We start from the raw sequence: 16,787 nt of genomic DNA, 5'->3' as shown, positions 1-16,787 counted from the left end.
GGAGTGAGTCATCGTGAGCGGAGCCACGGGCGCCGGTACATCTGCCGGTACGGACAAGAACGGCGGCGGCCGTGGCTCCGCCGCGTCGAAGGGGGACGCGCGTACGACCGACGCGCGGGGCGCGGGGGACGGCGAGGGACGTGCGGCGGACACGCACACGACCCAGCTGAAGGCGATCAAGGCACCTGTGTCCGACTCCCCCTCATCGGCACCCTCGACCGACACCCAAGGTGCCAAGGGATCCCAGGGGGGAACCGTGACGGACACCCGAGGCTCGCAGGGCAAACAGGAGGCGTCGCCGCTTCCCGGCGAGCGTCAGCCGCAGCAGCCCGCAGGGCCCTACCACCCGCCGCAGGCCTACCCGACGCAGCAGGCGTCCGCGGCCACGCCGTCGGCCGGTCCGGCGGCCGGGCCCGCCACGGCCCAGGCCGGCGCGGTCCGGCGGCCGCGGACGGGCGCGCGCACCACGCCCCGCGTCCGCAAGGCGCGGCTGCGGGTGGCGAAGGCCGACCCGTGGTCGGTGATGAAGGTCAGCTTCCTGCTCTCCATCGCGCTGGGCATCTGCACGATCGTCGCGGCGGCCGTGCTGTGGATGGTCATGGACGCGATGGGCGTCTTCTCGACGGTCGGCGGCACGATCTCGGAGGCGACCGGCTCGAACGAGTCGAACGGCTTCGACCTTCAGTCGTTCCTGTCGCTCCCCCACGTCCTGATGTTCACGTCGATCATCGCGGTCATCGATGTGGTCCTCGCGACGGCGCTGGCCACCCTCGGCGCGTTCATCTACAACCTCTCCGCGGGCTTCGTCGGCGGCGTCGAGCTGACGCTGGCCGAGGACGAGTGACCTTTGCCGTCATAGCCGTCTCAAACCTCGCTGCGGGTCCCGCGACTATCGATTTTGGGACTGCCCGCGTCGTGCGCTAATCTTCAGGAGTCAGCGCGCGGGACACACACCGCAGAGCGCGGCGGGGCTATAGCTCAGTTGGTTAGAGCGCATCCCTGATAAGGATGAGGCCACAGGTTCAAATCCTGTTAGCCCCACCAGCTGGAAGGCCCCCGGTCCACTTGGACCGGGGGCCTTCGGCATGCAGGGGCGACAGCGGTTCGTCCTCTCCTATTACGGCCAAATCGCGACCTACTGTCATTTGCTCGATTCCGCCCACACTCGAACGTATGGGGACGACAGCTGATCGGGGCGATCGCTGGTGCCAGTGCTGTGGGAAGTCAGGGTCGGCTGTGCGCAGTCGGGGACGCATCGATCTCATGGTCGAGTTCTGCGACGGCTGCTGGAATCGGGCCGCCAACCAGATGGCGTTGGCCGACGGCGCCACCGCGTCGCCGTGGCCCGAGCCCGACGGAGACGACGTCACGTTCCTGGAGCCCCCGACCTGTGTCCGGTGCGGTCGTGGCATCCGGATCTGTCCGACGGTCTACGACCGATGGGTGAGCCTGTCCACCGCGGAACTGCTGGCCAAGGACGTTCCGCCGCGGTTCCGCTGGCGGCTCACCAGGCTGCCCGGCCGCCGCACGTCCGTGATCGTCGATGTCCTGGCGGTCCGGGTGCGGGCCATCGCTCCGCTCCCAGGTGAACTGGTGATACCGGCCCATCGGATGCTCTGCGCCATGGAACAGTCGGAGGAGGGGTGGGACGTCGACGGCTGACGGCCGGCCGGACATGGGTGCGTGCACGGCGAAGGCCCGGTGGCTCCTGGGGAGCTGCCGGGCCTGCTCGTGCGGGCTGTACGCAAGTTCGCCGTCACGTGGTGGGTCGGGAAGGGCCGCTCAGCGCTGCAGGGGGATGGCCGGCTCGGCCTGTTCCGCGGGGTCGCAGGAGGTCGGCGTGTTCTCGGCCGGATCCGTGTCCGGGAGGCCGCGGTGGCGGCAGCTGGGGGACTTTCCGTGGGCCTCGGCGCGGATGCGCTGTTTCATCGTGGGGGGCAGAGAGCGGGTCTGGGACCAGAGCCAGGGGGAGGAGATCGTCGGCCATGCCGCGGTGTGCGTGGTGGGCGCACTCTCGCCGGTGTGCGTCGGCTCGGTCCGGGCCGCCGCCGTCGTGGCGGTCGTCGTGATGAGTCCGAGCGCCGTGCACAGCGCGAGGAAGGCGGTGACGATGGCGGTCCACAGCTTCATGACCCGGTTCTCGGTCATGGCCCCTCACTTTCGGGTTGGGCGATTTGCGTACTTTCCTCATGATGTGTATGGGCGGCGCGAAGTCGTGGACCGACGCTCGCGGCGTGGCGTTGTTCCGATGAACACCACCCGGATGGGTGCAAGCAGCCATAAAAGGGAGGAGAGTGGATCAGGTGGGGCGGGAAGGGGTGAAAGTCACCCTCTGTGGAGATGTGATCACCCTCCGATCGGAGTGGTGTGATCCGCGCTGCGAACCGCTGCTACTGCGCTGCCGGGGGCGGGAGTTGAGGGCTGGACGCAGGTCACCGATCGGTATCGGTCGGTGTGTATAGTCGGGCGCCAGAGGTCCCCTACGTCAAGGAAAGACGAGGTCGCGCGGTGAAGAAGCTTCTCCTGGTCGCACTGGCCGCCATCGGCGGGCTCCTTGTGTACCGCCAGATCCAGGCGGATCGCGCCGAGCAGGATCTGTGGACGGAGGCGACTGACTCCGTGCCCACGGGTTCGTGAGTACCGATACCGAGGACTGAGAAGTCCGAGCAGACCCCGGCCGCCGCTTGCGGTCGGGGTTTTGTGTTGCGGATCCCCGGGCCTGCGGTTAGAGACGGGCTTTTCGGACGCTCGTACGGAATGCGCGGGTGGCGCGCGTACGGGCGGGGCAGGATGGCCCACGTTCGGTCGAAGGCGAGGGGGCGGAATCGATGGGCCGGCGTGCGGGGCGGACGGGGCGGGAAAGGTGTGGGGCGGCCGGATGGCAGGCCCTCGCGCGGATCACCGCCGTGGCGGCGGCGCTCTGCGCGTCGTCCGCGGTGCTGCCCGGTCCGGTCGCCGTGGCCGCGCCGGACGTCCCGTCGTACGCCTTCGCCGACGACGTCCGCACCGCCCCGGCGGCGACGGGCACCAGCGACGCGGTACGTCTGGAGCCCGGCGCGACCTACCGGAGTTCCCTGGAGGGCGAGAAGAAGGCCTACTACCGTCTCGAACTCGACGGCATGTCGAACACGTACGTCTCCGTGACGGCCGTCCCGCGCGCGGACGCCGAGCTGTCCGTCGGTGCGGGGATCACCGTCTCCGTGCAGGATTCCGACAGCGCCAGCTGTTCCCGGGACTCGGTGACCGTCGGGGCGTCCAAGAGCCCGCAACCGATCACGGCCTGGGGCGCGCGTGAGCTGCTGCCGGGCAAGGGGCTGTGCCAGGAGGCCGGCACCTACTACGTCATCGTCGAGCGCACCGGCACCGGCACCGGCACCGGTAACGGCAGCGGCGCGGGCTCCGGTGACGGCAGCGGCGCGGGCTCCGGTGACGGCGACAGGACGGATCTCGCCACCGAGGAGTCTGAGGAGTCTTGGGAGCTGGAGCTCGCGGCCGTTTCCGAGCCGGCGCTGAAGAAGGCGGCCGCCACCAGCGTTCCCGAGGCCTGGAACTCCGCGACGCCCACGCCGCCCGCCGCCGAGCCGGTGACCGTCCGCGGCGGGGCCGGCTTTGCCAGGGCGACGGCCGTGGAGCAGGGCGTCTGGAGCGACGAGATCGTCCCCGGGCAGACCCTCTTCTACAAGGTGCCCGTCGACTGGGGCCGCCAGGTGTCCGCCGCCGTCGACCTCGGCAGCGCCGACAAGGACTCCGGGTATGTGGTCGACGCCCTGGACATGACCCTCTACAACCCGGTGCGAGCCGAGGTGACGAACGCGAGCGTCGGGTACGGCGGCAGCCAGAAGTCGGCGGCTCTGCCCCCCGTCCCGCCGGTCAGATACGTCAACCGGTACGCGCCCACCGATCCGACGAACTCTTTGCGGTTCGCCGGCTCGTACTACCTCGTGGTGCACCTCGCCGCGCAGGTGGACGAGCGTTTCGGGGACGGCCCCTACGGGCTGACCCTGCGCGTCGGCCTCGGTGGAACCACGCAGGACGGACCGGGATACGCGCATCGGTCGGTACCGCGCGGGTTCTTCGACGTGGGCGCGCCGGACCCGGAGCCGTCGGCGGGCGGGGCCGGCGGCGACACCGCTTCGGGCGGCGATGCGTCAGGCGGTGACCCCGCGATGAAGGCGGTTGCCGTGGGCGGAATCGGCGCCGGAAGCGTGCTGCTGACGGTGCTCGGGGTCTGGACGCTGACCGCCCGGCGCAGGGCGGCGGCGGCTCAGATCCGCGCCAACGCCCAGAACCCCACGGCGTAGCAGGCCAACGCGAGGAGCAGCATCGGCACCGCGACCTTGGCGGGCGGGCCGGGACGCCCCCGGCGGGCGGCGCGATGTCCCCGCCGACCGGTCTGCGGCGCCGGCGCCTGCGCGGTGTACGTGGCGGTGGCGGCATCGGCGCCCGGAGGCTCGTACGAGGGCGCGGGGGAGAGGGGCGTCGGCGCGTAGGCGGGGGGACGGGGAGTGGGGGTGGGGGTAGGGGTGGAGAAGGAGGTGGCCGTCGGTTGCGGAGGCGGCAGGTGGAAGCTTCCGGTGTCCGACATGGAGGGGACGGCGACCGGGGTTTGAGCAGGGGTGGGGGTGGCCGACTGCGGCGCCGGATGTGTGGAGCGGCGTGGGTCGGTCGGTATGGAGTCCGTGCCGGGCCATGACTGGCCGGTACCGGCGCCGTCGTCGGCCTGAGCGGGCAGGGCACCTGTGCCCGGATGGGCAGGACGGGCGGCCGCGCCTGGGCCAAAGGGAAACGGTTCGGTGCCCGGCGGGGCGGCATCCGGATCCCTCTCCGGACGGGCGGGCAGGGAGCCGGTGCCCGCGCGGCCCGGATCGGGAGCGGCGTAGGGGCGGGGCGGCAGGGAATCCATGCCCATGCCCAGGTCCACGCCCATGCCCATGCCCATGCCCATGCCGGTACCCGTACCCGTACCCGATCTGGCACCCGTACCCGTATCCGTGTCCCGCAGGGGTGTCGGTGTAGTCGGGCCCTCGGGGCCGAACCCCTTGGGCAGTGCGCCCAGTTGGTCGAAGATCTCGATCGTCTCGTCGTCCGGACCGGGCTCGGGGAGCAGCTCGACGGCCGCCGCGAGCGCCTTGCGCGCGCCCGTGGCCGTACGGAAACGGGCCTGCGGGTCCGGTTGCAGGAGGGTGGCCACGACCTGCCACAGCGGCTCCGGAACACTCTTGGGGGCGCTCGGAGTTCCGTGTTCCGCGAAGTACTCGACGAGCGCCTTGGCATCGGGTTTGGCGCCCTCCAGCAGATACAGCGCGACCAGGCCGACGGCGAACAGGTCGGCCGGGAAGTCCGGGTCGGCACCCAGCAGTTGCTCGGGCGCGAGGTAACCGGGCGTTCCCACCACGAGGTCGGTGTCGGTCAGCCGGGGCTCGCCGAGCCGCATCGCGATGCCGAAGTCGGAGAGCCGGAGCCGGGGCCGGCCCGTTCCGGTGGCCTCCAGCAGGATGTTGGCGGGTTTGATGTCGCGGTGCACGACGCCCTCCGCGTGGACCGCGGTGAGCCCGGAGAGCAACTGGTCGAGCAGGGTGCACACGAACAGCGGGGGCAGCGGGCCGTAGTCGCCGACGAGATGGACCAGGGAGCCGCCGGCGACCAGGTCCATGGTGAACAGGACCTTGTCGTCGTCGGCGGCCCAGCTGGCGGGTGCGAGGACATGGGGATGGTCGATCCGCAGCGCCTGTTCGCGGACGAACCGCAGCAGCGCGTGCGCGTCGCTCTGCTGGAGGACCTTGGCGGCGACATAGCGGCGGCGACGGTGGTCCCAGGCGCGCCAGACCGCACCGACCCCTCCGCGGCCGATCGGGTCCGCCAGTTCGTACCGTGCGGCGAAGACCTCACCCATGGCAGTACCTAGCTCCTCCCCCTTGTCCCCTGCTCCCCCTGCTCCCTCTCGGTTCTCCCCCCTTGCTACCCCCGCGATGAGCGATACGACCCCCGTGTGCCCCTGAATCGCCCCCTAAGGGGCCTGCCCCTCCGAGCTGCCGACTGCCCGGCTGCCGAACCCCCTTCGGCGACCGGGCCGAGGGCTCAGCTCTGGTGGGACTGGTAGTGCGTGACCGCGTCGGAGGTACGGCCGGCGCCGTACACCCGGAGGAACTCTGCCAGTTCCGGGTGGGTCGGGGCGAGAGTGTCGGCGGCGTCGATGATGTCGCCGGCGGCGGCCACCGAGCGCAGCAGGGACTGGATCTCGCGGACGACCCGCTTGACCGTCGGCGCCCCTGAACTGCTCGTCGTCTGCGTGGTGTTACTGAGCACCGATCCCCCCTGCGACCGCTTGATCTCGTCCATGCGCTCGGTCGCCTCGGCGGCGCTGACGCTGCCGTCCGCGACCTGCGCCGCCAACTCCTGGAGCAGCTGCACTCGCTGCACCACGGCCGGGTTGCCGATCTTCGCCCGCTGACCGCTCATCAGCTGCGACAGCATCGGTGCCGACAGTCCCAGTACCCCCGCGAGACGAGCCTGGTTGAGGCCAAGATCGTCGATGAGCTTACGGAAGAGCGCCCCCAGCGGCTCCCCGTACCAGTTCCGCTGCAGTTCCCGCGCTCTCGCGGTCGCTTCCTGCTGTGCGGCGTCCATTGCGTCTCCCCATCGCTTCCCCAGAAACCGCGGTTCGCTGTAGCGAACCGCGTCCGAGCATCTTACGGAGAGTGGTCATCCGCGGGGACCCCCAATCTTTTTGCGAGATACCCCGGGTGACCCGGTACTCTGGTCTGCGGCGCCCGCCGGGAAGAGGTTTCTCCGGCCGGTCGTCTCTTGCGGGGCCTTAGCTCAGTTGGTAGAGCGCTGTCTTTGCATGGCAGATGTCAGGGGTTCGACTCCCCTAGGCTCCACACACAAGACCCCTCCGACCTGCGGAAACGCAGGTCGGAGGGGTCTTTGCGCTGGTGCTCGGTCAGCCGCGGTCCTCGCGCTTCGCGGCTTCCTCCTCGGCCTCCTTGGCCTGTACCTCGGGGTCCAGGACCGAGGTGTCGCCGCTGCCGTCCACCGAGGTCAGGCCGCCTGCGGCCGGCACCTCCGTGGCTGCCGGCGGCTCGACCAGCCAGTCCGGGTTGGCCTGCTTGTCCCACCACTTCCAGGCGGCGAAGGCACCGCCGGCGACGACGCCCAGCACCACGAGCGCCTTGGCGAGCTTGCCCGCCTTGGCCCGGCGCCGGTGCTTGCGCACCAGCTTCTCGATCTCCTTCGGCGTCACCTGGCCGCGCAGGGCGGCCAGCGCGGCGACGCCGCGGGCAGCGGCCTCGTCCCGTACGGGTCCGGCCGCGGCCACCGCCTGTTCGATCCTCGGCCGGGAGTAGTCGGCGGCCTGCCGTGCGGCCAGCCGGGTGCGGGCGGCCGCCTCCTGCGCGGCCAGGTCGACCTTCGGCGGGACATGTGTCTTCGCCTGTTCCAGACGTGGGGCGACATGGGCGTCGTACTGGACTCGGGCCTGGAGTCGGGCCTGGTCGGCGGCCTGCGACACCTTGGGCGCGAGTCGTACACGGGCTTCCTGCGCGTAGAGCGCGGCCCGCTCCTTGGCCGTGTCGGCGTAGGGCGCCACCACTTCCGCGGCGTGCAGCACGCTGTCCTTCGCCGAGCCGGTCGCGGAGCGCACGCTGTCGATGCGGGTCACGGGTTCCTCCTCCTCGGTGGCGTACGGTATTTCGACTTTCCACCCTTTGACGGATCATGCCTGCCGACGGCCGTCCCGGCATGTGCGGACGGGCATACGGGTGCTGGTCGCGCGCCGATCGCACGCTGATCATCTGCGCCAGCGGATGGACGGATCGGCGGATGGATCGGTGGATGGATCGGTGGATCGATGGATCGGTGGATTCGGATCTTCGGTGCGGACCGGTGTGGATGTGCGTTGATCGGTGTTGATCGTTACAGAGTCTGATCAATGCAAACAGTCGGGGCATTGGAAACAGAGCGTCGACAGGGCGACAAAGCCGACGATGCCACGGATCGGCCCCGCCCGCTCCCGTCCAGGCCGAGTCGGGTGCGATTCCGTGCCGGAACCGTCGGTTCCGATCGAGGGCGGGCCGTCCGGCCACGCGGGCCGCGGACCGTGCGAGGATCGGGGGGTCACAGGAAGACAACGGAAGGCAGATCGTGGCCGAGCAGCTGTACGCCACCCTGAAGACCAACCACGGCGACATCGAGATCCGGCTCTTCCCGGACCATGCCCCGAAGACGGTCAAGAACTTCGTCGAGCTCGCCACCGGCGAGCGTGAGTGGGTCAACCCGGAAACGGGTGTGAAGTCCACGGACAGGCTCTACGACGGCACGGTCTTCCACCGGGTGATCAGCGGATTCATGATCCAGGGCGGTGACCCGCTGGGCAACGGCACCGGCGGTCCCGGCTACCAGTTCGAGGACGAGTTCCACCCGGACCTGCGGTTCGACCGGCCCTACCTGCTGGCCATGGCCAACGCCGGCCCGGCCACCAACGGCTCGCAGTTCTTCCTGACCGTCTCCCCGACGGCCTGGCTGACCCGCAAGCACACCATCTTCGGCGAGGTCGTCGACCCGGCCGGCCAGAAGGTCGTGGACGCCATCGCGGCCACCCAGACCAACCCGCGCACCGATCGTCCGCTGAAGGACGTCGTCATCGAGTCGGTCGTCGTGGAGAGCCGCAAGGGCTGAGCGGTACCGCCGGGAACCATGCGCCCTGCTCGTCCGTAAGGATGAGCAGGGCGGTTCCTTTACGATCCGTTCCTACTCGATTCCGACTCGATCCATTGCGAACACGACGGCTCACGTGACGCGCACGCATTGACTGGGGGAGCCCATGGACCAGGCGCCTGGCAGCCGGCAGGACGACGCTCAGAGCGGCCTGCCCGTCTGCTACCGGCACCCCGACCGGGAGACCGGCATTCGCTGCACCCGCTGCGAGCGCCCGATCTGCCCCGAGTGCATGGTCAGCGCCTCCGTCGGTTTCCAGTGCCCCAACTGCGTCCGCGACGGCTCCGGCACGGGCCACGCTCCGGGCGCCTCGCAGCCCCGCACCCTCGCGGGCGGCACGATCGCAGCCGATCCCCTCCTGGTCACCAAGATCCTTCTCGGGATCAACGTGGCGATGTTCGTGCTCCAGCAGGCTCTCGGCGACAGTTTCACCGACCGGCTCGACCTGATCGGCCGGGCGTTCATGCCGGCCCTGGGGTACGGCGAACTCCAGGGCGTGGCCGAAGGCCAGTGGTACCGGCTGCTGACCTCGATGTTCCTGCACGGCAGCGTCATCCACATCCTGTCCAACATGCTCAGCCTCTGGTGGATCGGCGGCCCTCTCGAAGCGGCCCTCGGCCGGGTCCGCTACCTCGCGCTCTACCTGGTCTCCGGTCTGGCCGGCAGCGCGCTCACGTACCTGATCGCCGCGCCCAACCAGGCCTCGCTCGGCGCCTCCGGGGCGATCTTCGGTCTCTTCGGGGCGCTCGCCGTGCTGGTGCGTCGGCAGCGCTACGACATGCGGCCGGTGATCGCTCTGCTGGTGATCAACCTGGTCATCACCTTCGGATGGAGCGGGATCTCCTGGCAGGCGCACATCGGCGGCCTGGTCGCCGGTGTGGTCATCGGCTTCGGGATGGTCCACGCCCCCCGCGAGCGCCGGGCCCTCGTGCAGTTCGGGACCTGCGCGGTGATGCTGGTGGTCGTCCTGGTCGTGACGCTCCTGAGGACTGCTCAGCTCACCTGAGCGCGCTGTTGTCCACAGTCTGTGTCGAATCTTGTGCACAACGTGCGGGAACAACTGTGCCCCCTGTCCTCGACCCGCGTTTGCGCAGGTCGGGCAGGGGGCGAACAGTTTTTCGAGTGACAGTGACAGCCGGTAGTTACGTCACACCGGCGTCAACCCTCGATGAGTTATCCACAGATCGTCTTTCTTTTCCCCATGTGGAAAACCGCTGTGGATAACTCAGTGGATAGCCGTGGGCAGAGCTGGCCGGCGGCCTGCCTCGGGGGCTACTTCCACTGCGTGGAGACGCCGAAGCCGGCCGCGATGAAGCCGAAGCCGACGACGATGTTCCAGTTGTCCAGCTTGTCGATGGGCAGCGAGCCGTCGGTCACGTAGAAGACCACGATCCAGGCCAGCCCGATGAGGAACATGGCCAGCATCACGGGTGCGACCCAGGCGCGGCTGTTCAGCTTGATGGCGGTCGCCTGCTTCGCCGGCGGCGGCGTGTAGTCGGCCTTCTTGCGGATACGTGACTTCGGCACGAGGGTCTCTCCTGTCGATGCGCTGCGTGGCCGCGCAGAGTGCTGGGGTCGGGCTCGGGGGCTGCGTGCCAGGGGACTGAGGGGCTCCTCCGGGCGTCCGTTAGCGTAGTGCTTCTACGGCGCCGAAGGAGATAAGGGTACGTTGAGCAATTCTGCCGACTCCCCCCGGACGGATTCAACGGGTTCACCCCCTGATCCCACCTCCGTTTCCCCTGCCGTTCTCTCGCTGCCTTCCTCCTCGGCCTCCGCTGCCGATCGCCGGGGCGGTTTCCGGCCCGTGCGGGTGCTCACCGTGGGCGTCTTCGCCCTCGCCGGCCTTCTCTTCTTCACCAGCTTCAACACCGCCAAGGGCACCAACATCCGCACGGACGCCTCCCTGCTGAAGCTGTCCGACCTCATCGAGGAGCGCAGCAAGAAGAACGGCGAGTTGGAGGGGACGAACGGGGCCCTGCGCGAAGACGTGGAGTCGCTGGCCGAGGCCGACGACGGCAGCACCCAGGCCCAGGACGACAAGCTCGCGGGACTGGAGAAGGGCGCGGGCACCCAGCAGCTCAAGGGCCGGGCGATCACCGTCACGCTCAACGACGCCCCGCCGAACGCCACCGCCAAGCTCCCCGGCTACCCGGACCCGCAACCCGACTACCTGGTCATCCACCAGCAGGACCTCCAGGCCGTGGTGAACGCGCTCTGGCAGGGCGGCGCCCAGGGCGTCAAGGTCATGGACCAGCGGCTGATCTCCACCAGCGCCGTGCGCTGCGTCGGCAACACGCTGATCCTCCAGGGCCGCGTCTACTCGCCGCCGTACAAGATCCAGGCGGTCGGCGACCCGGAGAAGCTGCAGCAGGCGCTCGCGGACGCCCCGGCGATCCAGAACTACATGGTCTACGTGAATGTCTACGGCCTCGGCTGGAAAGTCACCGAGGACGGGACGGTGACTCTGCCGGGTTACTCGGGCACAGTGGATCTGCACTACGCCAAGCCCGTGGAGTAGTCAGGCCTGAAGCGGGCCCTCGAGCGAGTCCTTATCGGAGCCGCCGGTGCGGGTGATCGTCAGGACGTTCAGCGAGCTGTGCATCACGGTAGGCGCCGTCATCGTCCTGTTTGTCGTCTATGTGCTGTTCTGGACCGGGGTTCAGGCCGACCGTGTCATGGACGACCAGATCGACGACCTTCACGACCAGTGGGCCCAGCCGACCGCAGGGCCCGCCCCGGGCCCCGGCGCGAGCACGAGCCCGGGCACCCCCGCGCAGCCGGCGCCGTACCGGAGCGGGAAGCCGTTCGCCGTCATGTACATCCCGCGTCTTGGTTTCACGTGGAACAAGCCCGTCCTCGAAGGCACAGCGACCGGCACCCTGAAGAAGGGGCTGGGGCACTACGCCGGGACGGCCGGGCTCGGGCAGACCGGGAACTTCTCCGTCGCAGGTCACCGCCGTACCTACGGCGACCCGTTCAAGGACTTCCCGAAGCTCAGGCGCGGGGACGCGGTGGTGCTGACGGACGGGGCGACCTGGTTCACGTATCGGATCGACAAAGGCCCCTACAAAACCGTGCCCTCGGATGTCGAGGTGATCGACGCTGTGCCACGTAAGTCGGGGTACACGCGTCCGGGCCGGTATCTGACCTTGACCACGTGCGATCCGGAATGGGGGCACAGTCATCGGCTGATCGTCTGGGCGCACCTGGACTCCACACAGCCTGTGGAGGCAGGCGAACCGAAGGCTCTGCGCCGTTAGTCTGGTGGCGTACGGCGTGAGTCAGGTGCCGTGGTGCGACGGAAGGGACGGCATGTACGGCTGGATCTGGCGACATCTGCCGGGAAACGCGTGGGTGAGGGCGCTGATCTCGATCATGCTGATCGTGGCCGTGGTGTACGGGCTGTTCCAGTACGTCTTCCCGTGGGCCGAACCGCTGCTTCCCTTCAACGATGTGACGGTGGACAACCAGTGAGCGCGCGCATTCTCGTCGTCGACAACTACGACAGCTTCGTCTTCAACCTGGTTCAGTACCTGTACCAGCTGGGCGCCGAGTGCGAGGTCCTGCGCAACGACGAGGTCTCCACGGCTCACGCCCAGGACGGCTTCGACGGCGTTCTGCTGTCCCCCGGCCCGGGTACGCCCGAGGAGGCCGGCGTCTGCATCGAGATGGTCCGGCACTGCGCGGCCACCGGTGTCCCCGTCTTCGGCGTCTGCCTGGGCATGCAGTCGATGCAGGTGGCGTACGGCGGTGTCGTGGACCGGGCGCCGGAGCTGCTGCACGGCAAGACCTCGCTGGTGGAGCACGAGGGCCGGGGCGTCTTCGCGGGCCTGCCGACCCCGTTCACCGCGACCCGCTACCACTCGCTGGCCGCCGAGCCGGCGACGGTCCCGGCCGAACTCGAGGTGACCGCCCGAACCCACGACGGGATCATCATGGGACTGCGCCACCGTGAACTGCCCGTCGAGGGCGTCCAGTTCCACCCGGAGTCGGTGTTGACCGAGCACGGGCACCGGATGCTCGCCAACTGGCTGGTGGAGTGCGGCGACCAGGGCGCGGTGGCGAGGTCGGCGGGGCTCGCCCCGGTGGTGGGCAGGGCCACGGCGTGACCGCGCTGCGCCCCGAGCGCGAGGACTCGTACGGCACGGCGGCGTACGAGTCCTTCGGCGGTGACGCGTACGGCGCCGACCCCTATGCGGGGCAGCCGTACCAGCCGCCGATCGACGAGGAGACGGTGGCGCTGCGGATCCCGCCGCCGGCTTCCGCGTTCGGTGGCAAGCCCGTATCGGCCTCTGGGGCCCCGGCGGCCTCTCCCCTCCCCGGAACACCGGCGGGCGGGCGCGCGGCCCGCAGAAAGGCCGCCAAGGGCCGTCGTGGGCGTCATGGCGGCCCCGGCGAGGAGTCCGAGTCGTACAACGGGGCCGACGCGCCGTCCCAGGGCGAGCGGCCCCTGTCGCGCGTCGAGGCCCGCCGCCGGGAGCGGGCCCGCAAGCCGGGCGCGGCCGTCGTCGCCAGCCGGGCGGTCGGCGAGGTGTTCATCACCACGGGCGTGCTGATGCTGCTGTTCGTCACCTACCAGCTGTGGTGGACGAACGTGCGGGCGCACGCGCAGGCGGACAAGGAGGCGAGCAGCCTCCAGGACGACTGGGCGAAGGGCAAGGGCGCTCCCGGCGTCTTCTCGCCGGGGCAGGGCTTCGCCCTCCTGCACATCCCCAAGCTGGACGTGGTCGTGCCGATCGCGGAGGGCGTCAGCAACAAGAAGGTGCTGGACAAGGGCATGGTCGGGCACTACGGGGAGAGCCCGCTGGAGACGGCGATGCCCGACGCGAAGACCGGCAACTTCGGGCTCGCGGGCCACCGCAACACGCACGGCGAACCGTTCCGGTACATCAATCGGCTCCAGGCGGGCGACGACATCGTCGTCGAGACGCAGAACGAGTACTTCGTCTACAAGATGACGTCGTCGCTGCCGGTGACCGCGCCCAGCAACACGAGCGTCCTGGATCCTGTCCCGCCGGGCTCCGGGTTCACCGGGCCGGGACGGTACATCACGCTCACCACCTGCACGCCGGAGTTCACCAGCAAGTACCGCTTGATCGTCTGGGGCAAGATGGTCGAGGAACGGCCGCGCAGCAAGGGCAAGCCGGACGCGCTCGTCGAGTAGGCGCGCAGTGGAGCAGTCGAGTAAAGGCAGATGAACGTGGCAGCGACCACCGGCGACACCGAGCACGAAGAGCACGCGCGCGTGGACGCGCCCGATCCCGCGCCGCCGCGTCGCGCGGGCGGGCGGATCGCCTTCGCCGTCAGCGTCTTCGGTGAACTCCTCATCACCGCAGGCCTGGTGCTCGGCCTGTTCGTCGTCTACTCGCTCTGGTGGACGAACGTCGTCGCCGACCGGCACGCGGACCGGCAGGGCGACAAGGTGCGTGACAACTGGGCCCAGCAGGACACCGGTCCGGGCGCGCTCGACACCAAGGACGGCATCGGCTTCCTCCATGTGCCGACGATGAAGAACGGTGAGGTGCTGGTCGAGAAGGGCACCTCGTCGAAGGTCCTCAACGAGGGCGTCGCCGGCTACTACACCGACCCCGTCAAGGCCGTCCTCCCGACCAGCGGCAAGGAGGGCAACTTCACGCTCGCCGCCCACCGGGACGGCCACGGCGCGAAGTTCCACAACATCGACAAGCTGGAGAAGGGCGACCCGATCGTCTTCGAGACGAAGGACGACTGGTACGTCTACAAGGTGTACGCGGTCCTTCCAGAGACGTCGAAGTACAACGTCGAGGTCCTCGGTCAGATCCCGAAGGAGTCCGGCAAGAAGAAGGCCGGGCACTACATCACGTTGACGACCTGCACGCCGGTGTACACGTCCCGGTACCGGTACGTGGTCTGGGGCGAGCTGGTCCGCGTGGACAAGGTGGACGCGGACCGGACTCCGCCGAAGGAACTCGGCGACTGAGCTTCCCGACGCAAGCAGGACGAAACCAGAACGGGCCCCGCCGGTCGTGACCGGCGGGGCCCGTGTCGTTCGGTGTCAGCGACAGCGACAGCGGCAGCGTCAGTTGAACGGGTTGCCGTCGTTGTCGTCGTTGTTGTTGTTATTGCCGTTCTTTATGGCGATCAGGTTGACCGTCTGACCCCGGTTGACCGTGCTGCCGGGGGCCGGGTCGGAGCTGATGACCTGGGCGTCGTCGTCCTGGGAGCCGGCGATGTTGCCGACGTTCAGCCCCGCGTTCTGCAGCGCCTGCTTGGCGTCCTTCAGGCTCAGGCCCTGAAGGTTCGACGGAACCTGGGTCTGGCTGCTCTTGCCGATCTGGATCTGGACCGTGGATCCCTTGTCGGCCTGGGAGCCGATCGACGGGACGGTCTGGATGGTCTTGCCGACCGCGTTCTGGTCCTGGGTGTCGACCTCGACACAGGTGCCCGTCAGGTCGTTCTGTTGCATCTGCGCCTTGGCGTCCTCACAGCTCTTGCCGGAGACGTCGGGCACGGTGGCCTTCTCCTCGGCCTTGGCGATGGTCAGGGTGACCGTGGTGCCCTTCTCCACCTCCTTGCCGAGTTCGGGGTCCTGCGACAGAACGGTGCCCGCCTCCTCGGTGGACACCTCCTGCTTCGTCTCGACGACGAACTGGTACTGGTCGCCCTCCAGCAGCGTCTTGGCCTCGTCCAGGGTCTTGCCGAGGACACTCGGCACGGCCACCTTCGGCGCGCCGGTCGACACCACGAGGTTGACGGTGTCGCCCTTGTTGACGGTCTTGCCGAACGCCGGGTCCTGGGAGCAGATGTTGCCCTTGGAGGAGTTCTCGCAGGCCTTCTGGGTGAAGACCGCTTTCAGGTCGACGTTCTCGGCCATGGTCTTGGCCTCGGCCTGCGACTTGTTCACGAAGTTCGGGACCGGGAAAGCCTTGTCCGCGGCGGCGTTGCCGTCGAACACCCACTTGCCGATCAGGATGGCGCCCACCAGCACCAGCGCAGCGGCGACGACCAAGAGGATCGTCGAGGCGTTGGACTTCTTCTGGCGCCGCCGGTCGGGACGGTCGTCGTAGCCGAAGCCGCCGTCGTCCGGGTTCATGGGCGGCAGCATCGACGTGGCGCCGGCGTCCGCGGAACGCATGGCCGTGGTCGCCTGGTCGTCCCCGTAACCGCCGTACCCGCCGTAGCCGACCGAGCCCATCGCCGCCGTGGCCGCGACCGGCTGACCGTCGAGGCATGCCTCGATGTCGATGCGCATCTCGTCGGCGGACTGGTAGCGGTAGTTCGGGTCCTTGACCAGCGCCTTCAGGACGATGGCGTCCATCTCGGGGGTGATCTCGGGATCGAAGACGCTCGGCGGCTGCGGTTCCTCCCGCACATGCTGGTAGGCCACCGCGACCGGGGAGTCCCCGACGAACGGCGGCCGTACCGTCAGCAGCTCGTAGAGCAGACAGCCCGTGGAGTACAGGTCGGAGCGCGCGTCGACCTGCTCGCCCTTCGCCTGTTCCGGCGAGAGGTACTGGGCGGTGCCGATCACGGCGGACGTCTGCGTCATCGTCATGCCGGAGTCGCCCATGGCGCGGGCGATGCCGAAGTCCATGACCTTGACCTGGCCGTTGCGCGTCAGCATGACGTTGGCCGGCTTGATGTCACGGTGGACGATGCCGGCTCGGTGCGAGTACTCCAGGGCCTGGAGGATGCCGATGGTCATCTCCAGCGTCCGCTCCGGCAGCAGCTTGCGGCCGGAGTGGAGCAGCTCGCGGAGCGTGGAGCCGTCGACGTACTCCATGACGATGTACGGGATCGAGACCCCGTCGATGTAGTCCTCGCCCGTGTCGTAGACCGCGACGATCGCGGGGTGGTTGAGCGAGGCGGCAGACTGGGCCTCCCGGCGGAACCGGGCCTGGAAGGAAGGGTCGCGCGCGAGGTCCGCGCGCAGCGTCTTCACCGCCACGGTGCGGCCGAGGCGGGTGTCATGCGCGAGGTAGACCTCAGCCATGCCACCACGGCCGAGCACGTGGCCCAGCTCGTACCGGCCGCCGAGGCGACGCGGCTCTTCCATAGCTACCTACCAGCCCTCTCCGTCGGTCCCGACCGGC

At 69.2% G+C, this 16,787-nt stretch carries 18 protein-coding genes and 2 tRNA genes; 14 read left to right on the top strand and 6 right to left on the bottom strand.

Annotated elements, in window-relative coordinates:
• The first annotated feature begins 13 nt into the window (after positions 1-13).
• From AB0J04_RS00710 to AB0J04_RS00700, 3 genes are all read left to right on the top strand, one after another.
• On the top strand, positions 14-844 hold the full coding sequence (locus AB0J04_RS00710; protein ID WP_363166174.1) for a DUF3566 domain-containing protein: 831 nt from the start codon (positions 14-16) through the stop codon (positions 842-844).
• Positions 845-967: 123 nt separating this feature from the next.
• Positions 968-1,044 (top strand) — tRNA-Ile (locus AB0J04_RS00705).
• A gap of 219 nt (positions 1,045-1,263) precedes the next feature.
• Complete coding sequence (locus AB0J04_RS00700) at positions 1,264-1,662, top strand: DUF6083 domain-containing protein (protein WP_363166173.1); 399 nt, start codon at positions 1,264-1,266, stop codon at positions 1,660-1,662.
• A gap of 120 nt (positions 1,663-1,782) precedes the next feature.
• Here the strand turns inward: AB0J04_RS00700 and AB0J04_RS00695 are convergent, their stop codons facing one another.
• Positions 1,783-2,148 carry a DUF6344 domain-containing protein gene (locus tag AB0J04_RS00695; protein WP_363166172.1) on the bottom strand — a complete coding sequence of 122 codons (366 nt, stop codon included), beginning with the start codon at positions 2,146-2,148 and terminating at the stop codon, positions 1,783-1,785.
• Positions 2,149-2,508: 360 nt separating this feature from the next.
• Between AB0J04_RS00695 and AB0J04_RS00690 the strand changes: the two genes are divergently transcribed.
• Complete coding sequence (locus tag AB0J04_RS00690) at positions 2,509-2,637, top strand: DLW-39 family protein (protein ID WP_003999697.1); 129 nt, start codon at positions 2,509-2,511, stop codon at positions 2,635-2,637.
• Positions 2,638-2,828: 191 nt separating this feature from the next.
• Positions 2,829-4,301, top strand: a complete 1,473-nt coding sequence (locus tag AB0J04_RS00685) for a hypothetical protein (protein ID WP_363166171.1) — start codon at positions 2,829-2,831, stop codon at positions 4,299-4,301.
• Here the strand turns inward: AB0J04_RS00685 and AB0J04_RS00680 are convergent.
• Both AB0J04_RS00680 and AB0J04_RS00675 read right to left on the bottom strand, forming a co-directional pair.
• On the bottom strand, positions 4,265-5,893 hold the full coding sequence (locus tag AB0J04_RS00680) for a protein kinase (protein WP_363166169.1): 1,629 nt from the start codon (positions 5,891-5,893) through the stop codon (positions 4,265-4,267). The genes AB0J04_RS00685 and AB0J04_RS00680 overlap by 37 nt on opposite strands.
• A 185-nt stretch (positions 5,894-6,078) precedes the next feature.
• Positions 6,079-6,627 (bottom strand): DNA-binding protein, encoded by a 549-nt coding sequence (locus AB0J04_RS00675; RefSeq protein ID WP_319337508.1) that lies wholly within the window; start codon positions 6,625-6,627, stop codon positions 6,079-6,081.
• 181 nt (positions 6,628-6,808) lie between these two features.
• Between AB0J04_RS00675 and AB0J04_RS00670 the strand changes: the two genes are divergently transcribed.
• Positions 6,809-6,881: transfer RNA gene (locus AB0J04_RS00670), tRNA-Ala, on the top strand.
• Positions 6,882-6,943: 62 nt separating this feature from the next.
• Here AB0J04_RS00670 and AB0J04_RS00665 read toward each other — a convergent pair.
• Positions 6,944-7,660 (bottom strand): DUF5324 family protein, encoded by a 717-nt coding sequence (locus AB0J04_RS00665; RefSeq protein WP_363166168.1) that lies wholly within the window; start codon positions 7,658-7,660, stop codon positions 6,944-6,946.
• 482 nt (positions 7,661-8,142) lie between these two features.
• Between AB0J04_RS00665 and AB0J04_RS00660 the strand changes: the two genes are divergently transcribed.
• Positions 8,143-8,676 carry a peptidylprolyl isomerase gene (locus tag AB0J04_RS00660; RefSeq protein WP_363166167.1) on the top strand — a complete coding sequence of 178 codons (534 nt, stop codon included), beginning with the start codon at positions 8,143-8,145 and terminating at the stop codon, positions 8,674-8,676.
• Positions 8,677-8,821: 145 nt separating this feature from the next.
• Entirely contained in the window at positions 8,822-9,721 is a 900-nt protein-coding gene (locus tag AB0J04_RS00655; RefSeq protein ID WP_363166166.1) for a rhomboid family intramembrane serine protease, read from the top strand.
• Positions 9,722-9,987: 266 nt separating this feature from the next.
• Here the strand turns inward: AB0J04_RS00655 and crgA are convergent, their stop codons facing one another.
• Positions 9,988-10,242 (bottom strand): cell division protein CrgA, encoded by a 255-nt coding sequence (gene crgA, locus AB0J04_RS00650; protein WP_054242100.1) that lies wholly within the window; start codon positions 10,240-10,242, stop codon positions 9,988-9,990.
• Between the two features lie 142 nt (positions 10,243-10,384).
• On the opposite strand from crgA, the gene AB0J04_RS00645 reads away from it, so the two are divergent.
• The 6 genes from AB0J04_RS00645 to AB0J04_RS00620 are packed head-to-tail and all read left to right on the top strand — an operon-like array spanning position 10,385 to position 14,674.
• Positions 10,385-11,233 carry a DUF881 domain-containing protein gene (locus AB0J04_RS00645; protein ID WP_363166165.1) on the top strand — a complete coding sequence of 283 codons (849 nt, stop codon included), beginning with the start codon at positions 10,385-10,387 and terminating at the stop codon, positions 11,231-11,233.
• 46 nt (positions 11,234-11,279) lie between these two features.
• Positions 11,280-11,975 (top strand): class E sortase, encoded by a 696-nt coding sequence (locus AB0J04_RS00640; RefSeq protein WP_363166164.1) that lies wholly within the window; start codon positions 11,280-11,282, stop codon positions 11,973-11,975.
• Positions 11,976-11,991: 16 nt separating this feature from the next.
• Positions 11,992-12,189, top strand: a complete 198-nt coding sequence (locus AB0J04_RS00635; RefSeq protein ID WP_363166163.1) for a hypothetical protein — start codon at positions 11,992-11,994, stop codon at positions 12,187-12,189.
• Complete coding sequence (locus tag AB0J04_RS00630; RefSeq protein ID WP_053753870.1) at positions 12,186-12,824, top strand: aminodeoxychorismate/anthranilate synthase component II; 639 nt, start codon at positions 12,186-12,188, stop codon at positions 12,822-12,824. The genes AB0J04_RS00635 and AB0J04_RS00630 overlap by 4 nt, the downstream gene beginning before the upstream one ends.
• Entirely contained in the window at positions 12,821-13,879 is a 1,059-nt protein-coding gene (locus tag AB0J04_RS00625) for a class E sortase (protein ID WP_363166162.1), read from the top strand. Before AB0J04_RS00630 ends, AB0J04_RS00625 begins: the two co-directional genes overlap by 4 nt.
• Positions 13,880-13,909: 30 nt before the next feature.
• Positions 13,910-14,674, top strand: a complete 765-nt coding sequence (locus AB0J04_RS00620; RefSeq protein WP_363166161.1) for a class E sortase — start codon at positions 13,910-13,912, stop codon at positions 14,672-14,674.
• Between the two features lie 99 nt (positions 14,675-14,773).
• Here AB0J04_RS00620 and pknB read toward each other — a convergent pair whose 3' ends face one another.
• On the bottom strand, positions 14,774-16,750 hold the full coding sequence (gene pknB / locus AB0J04_RS00615) for a Stk1 family PASTA domain-containing Ser/Thr kinase (protein WP_363166160.1): 1,977 nt from the start codon (positions 16,748-16,750) through the stop codon (positions 14,774-14,776).
• Positions 16,751-16,787 lie beyond the last annotated feature (37 nt).

Source organism: Streptomyces sp. NPDC050263 (genome assembly GCF_040655955.1).
Lineage (GTDB): Bacteria > Actinomycetota > Actinomycetes > Streptomycetales > Streptomycetaceae > Streptomyces.
This window is presented reverse-complemented; position numbering and strand designations above follow the sequence as displayed.

Bases quoted from the DNA above. Each gene is read 5' to 3' on its own strand.
- AB0J04_RS00655 (WP_363166166.1), top strand. From the start codon at position 8,822: ATGGACCAGGCGCCTGGCAGCCGGCAGGACGACGCTCAGAGCGGCCTG.
- AB0J04_RS00695 (WP_363166172.1), bottom strand. From the start codon at position 2,148: ATGACCGAGAACCGGGTCATGAAGCTGTGGACCGCCATCGTCACCGCC.
- AB0J04_RS00685 (WP_363166171.1), top strand. From the start codon at position 2,829: ATGGGCCGGCGTGCGGGGCGGACGGGGCGGGAAAGGTGTGGGGCGGCC.
- AB0J04_RS00700 (WP_363166173.1), top strand. From the start codon at position 1,264: ATGGTCGAGTTCTGCGACGGCTGCTGGAATCGGGCCGCCAACCAGATG.
- AB0J04_RS00680 (WP_363166169.1), bottom strand. From the start codon at position 5,893: ATGGGTGAGGTCTTCGCCGCACGGTACGAACTGGCGGACCCGATCGGC.
- AB0J04_RS00675 (WP_319337508.1), bottom strand. From the start codon at position 6,627: ATGGACGCCGCACAGCAGGAAGCGACCGCGAGAGCGCGGGAACTGCAG.
- pknB (WP_363166160.1), bottom strand. From the start codon at position 16,750: ATGGAAGAGCCGCGTCGCCTCGGCGGCCGGTACGAGCTGGGCCACGTG.
- AB0J04_RS00620 (WP_363166161.1), top strand. From the start codon at position 13,910: ATGAACGTGGCAGCGACCACCGGCGACACCGAGCACGAAGAGCACGCG.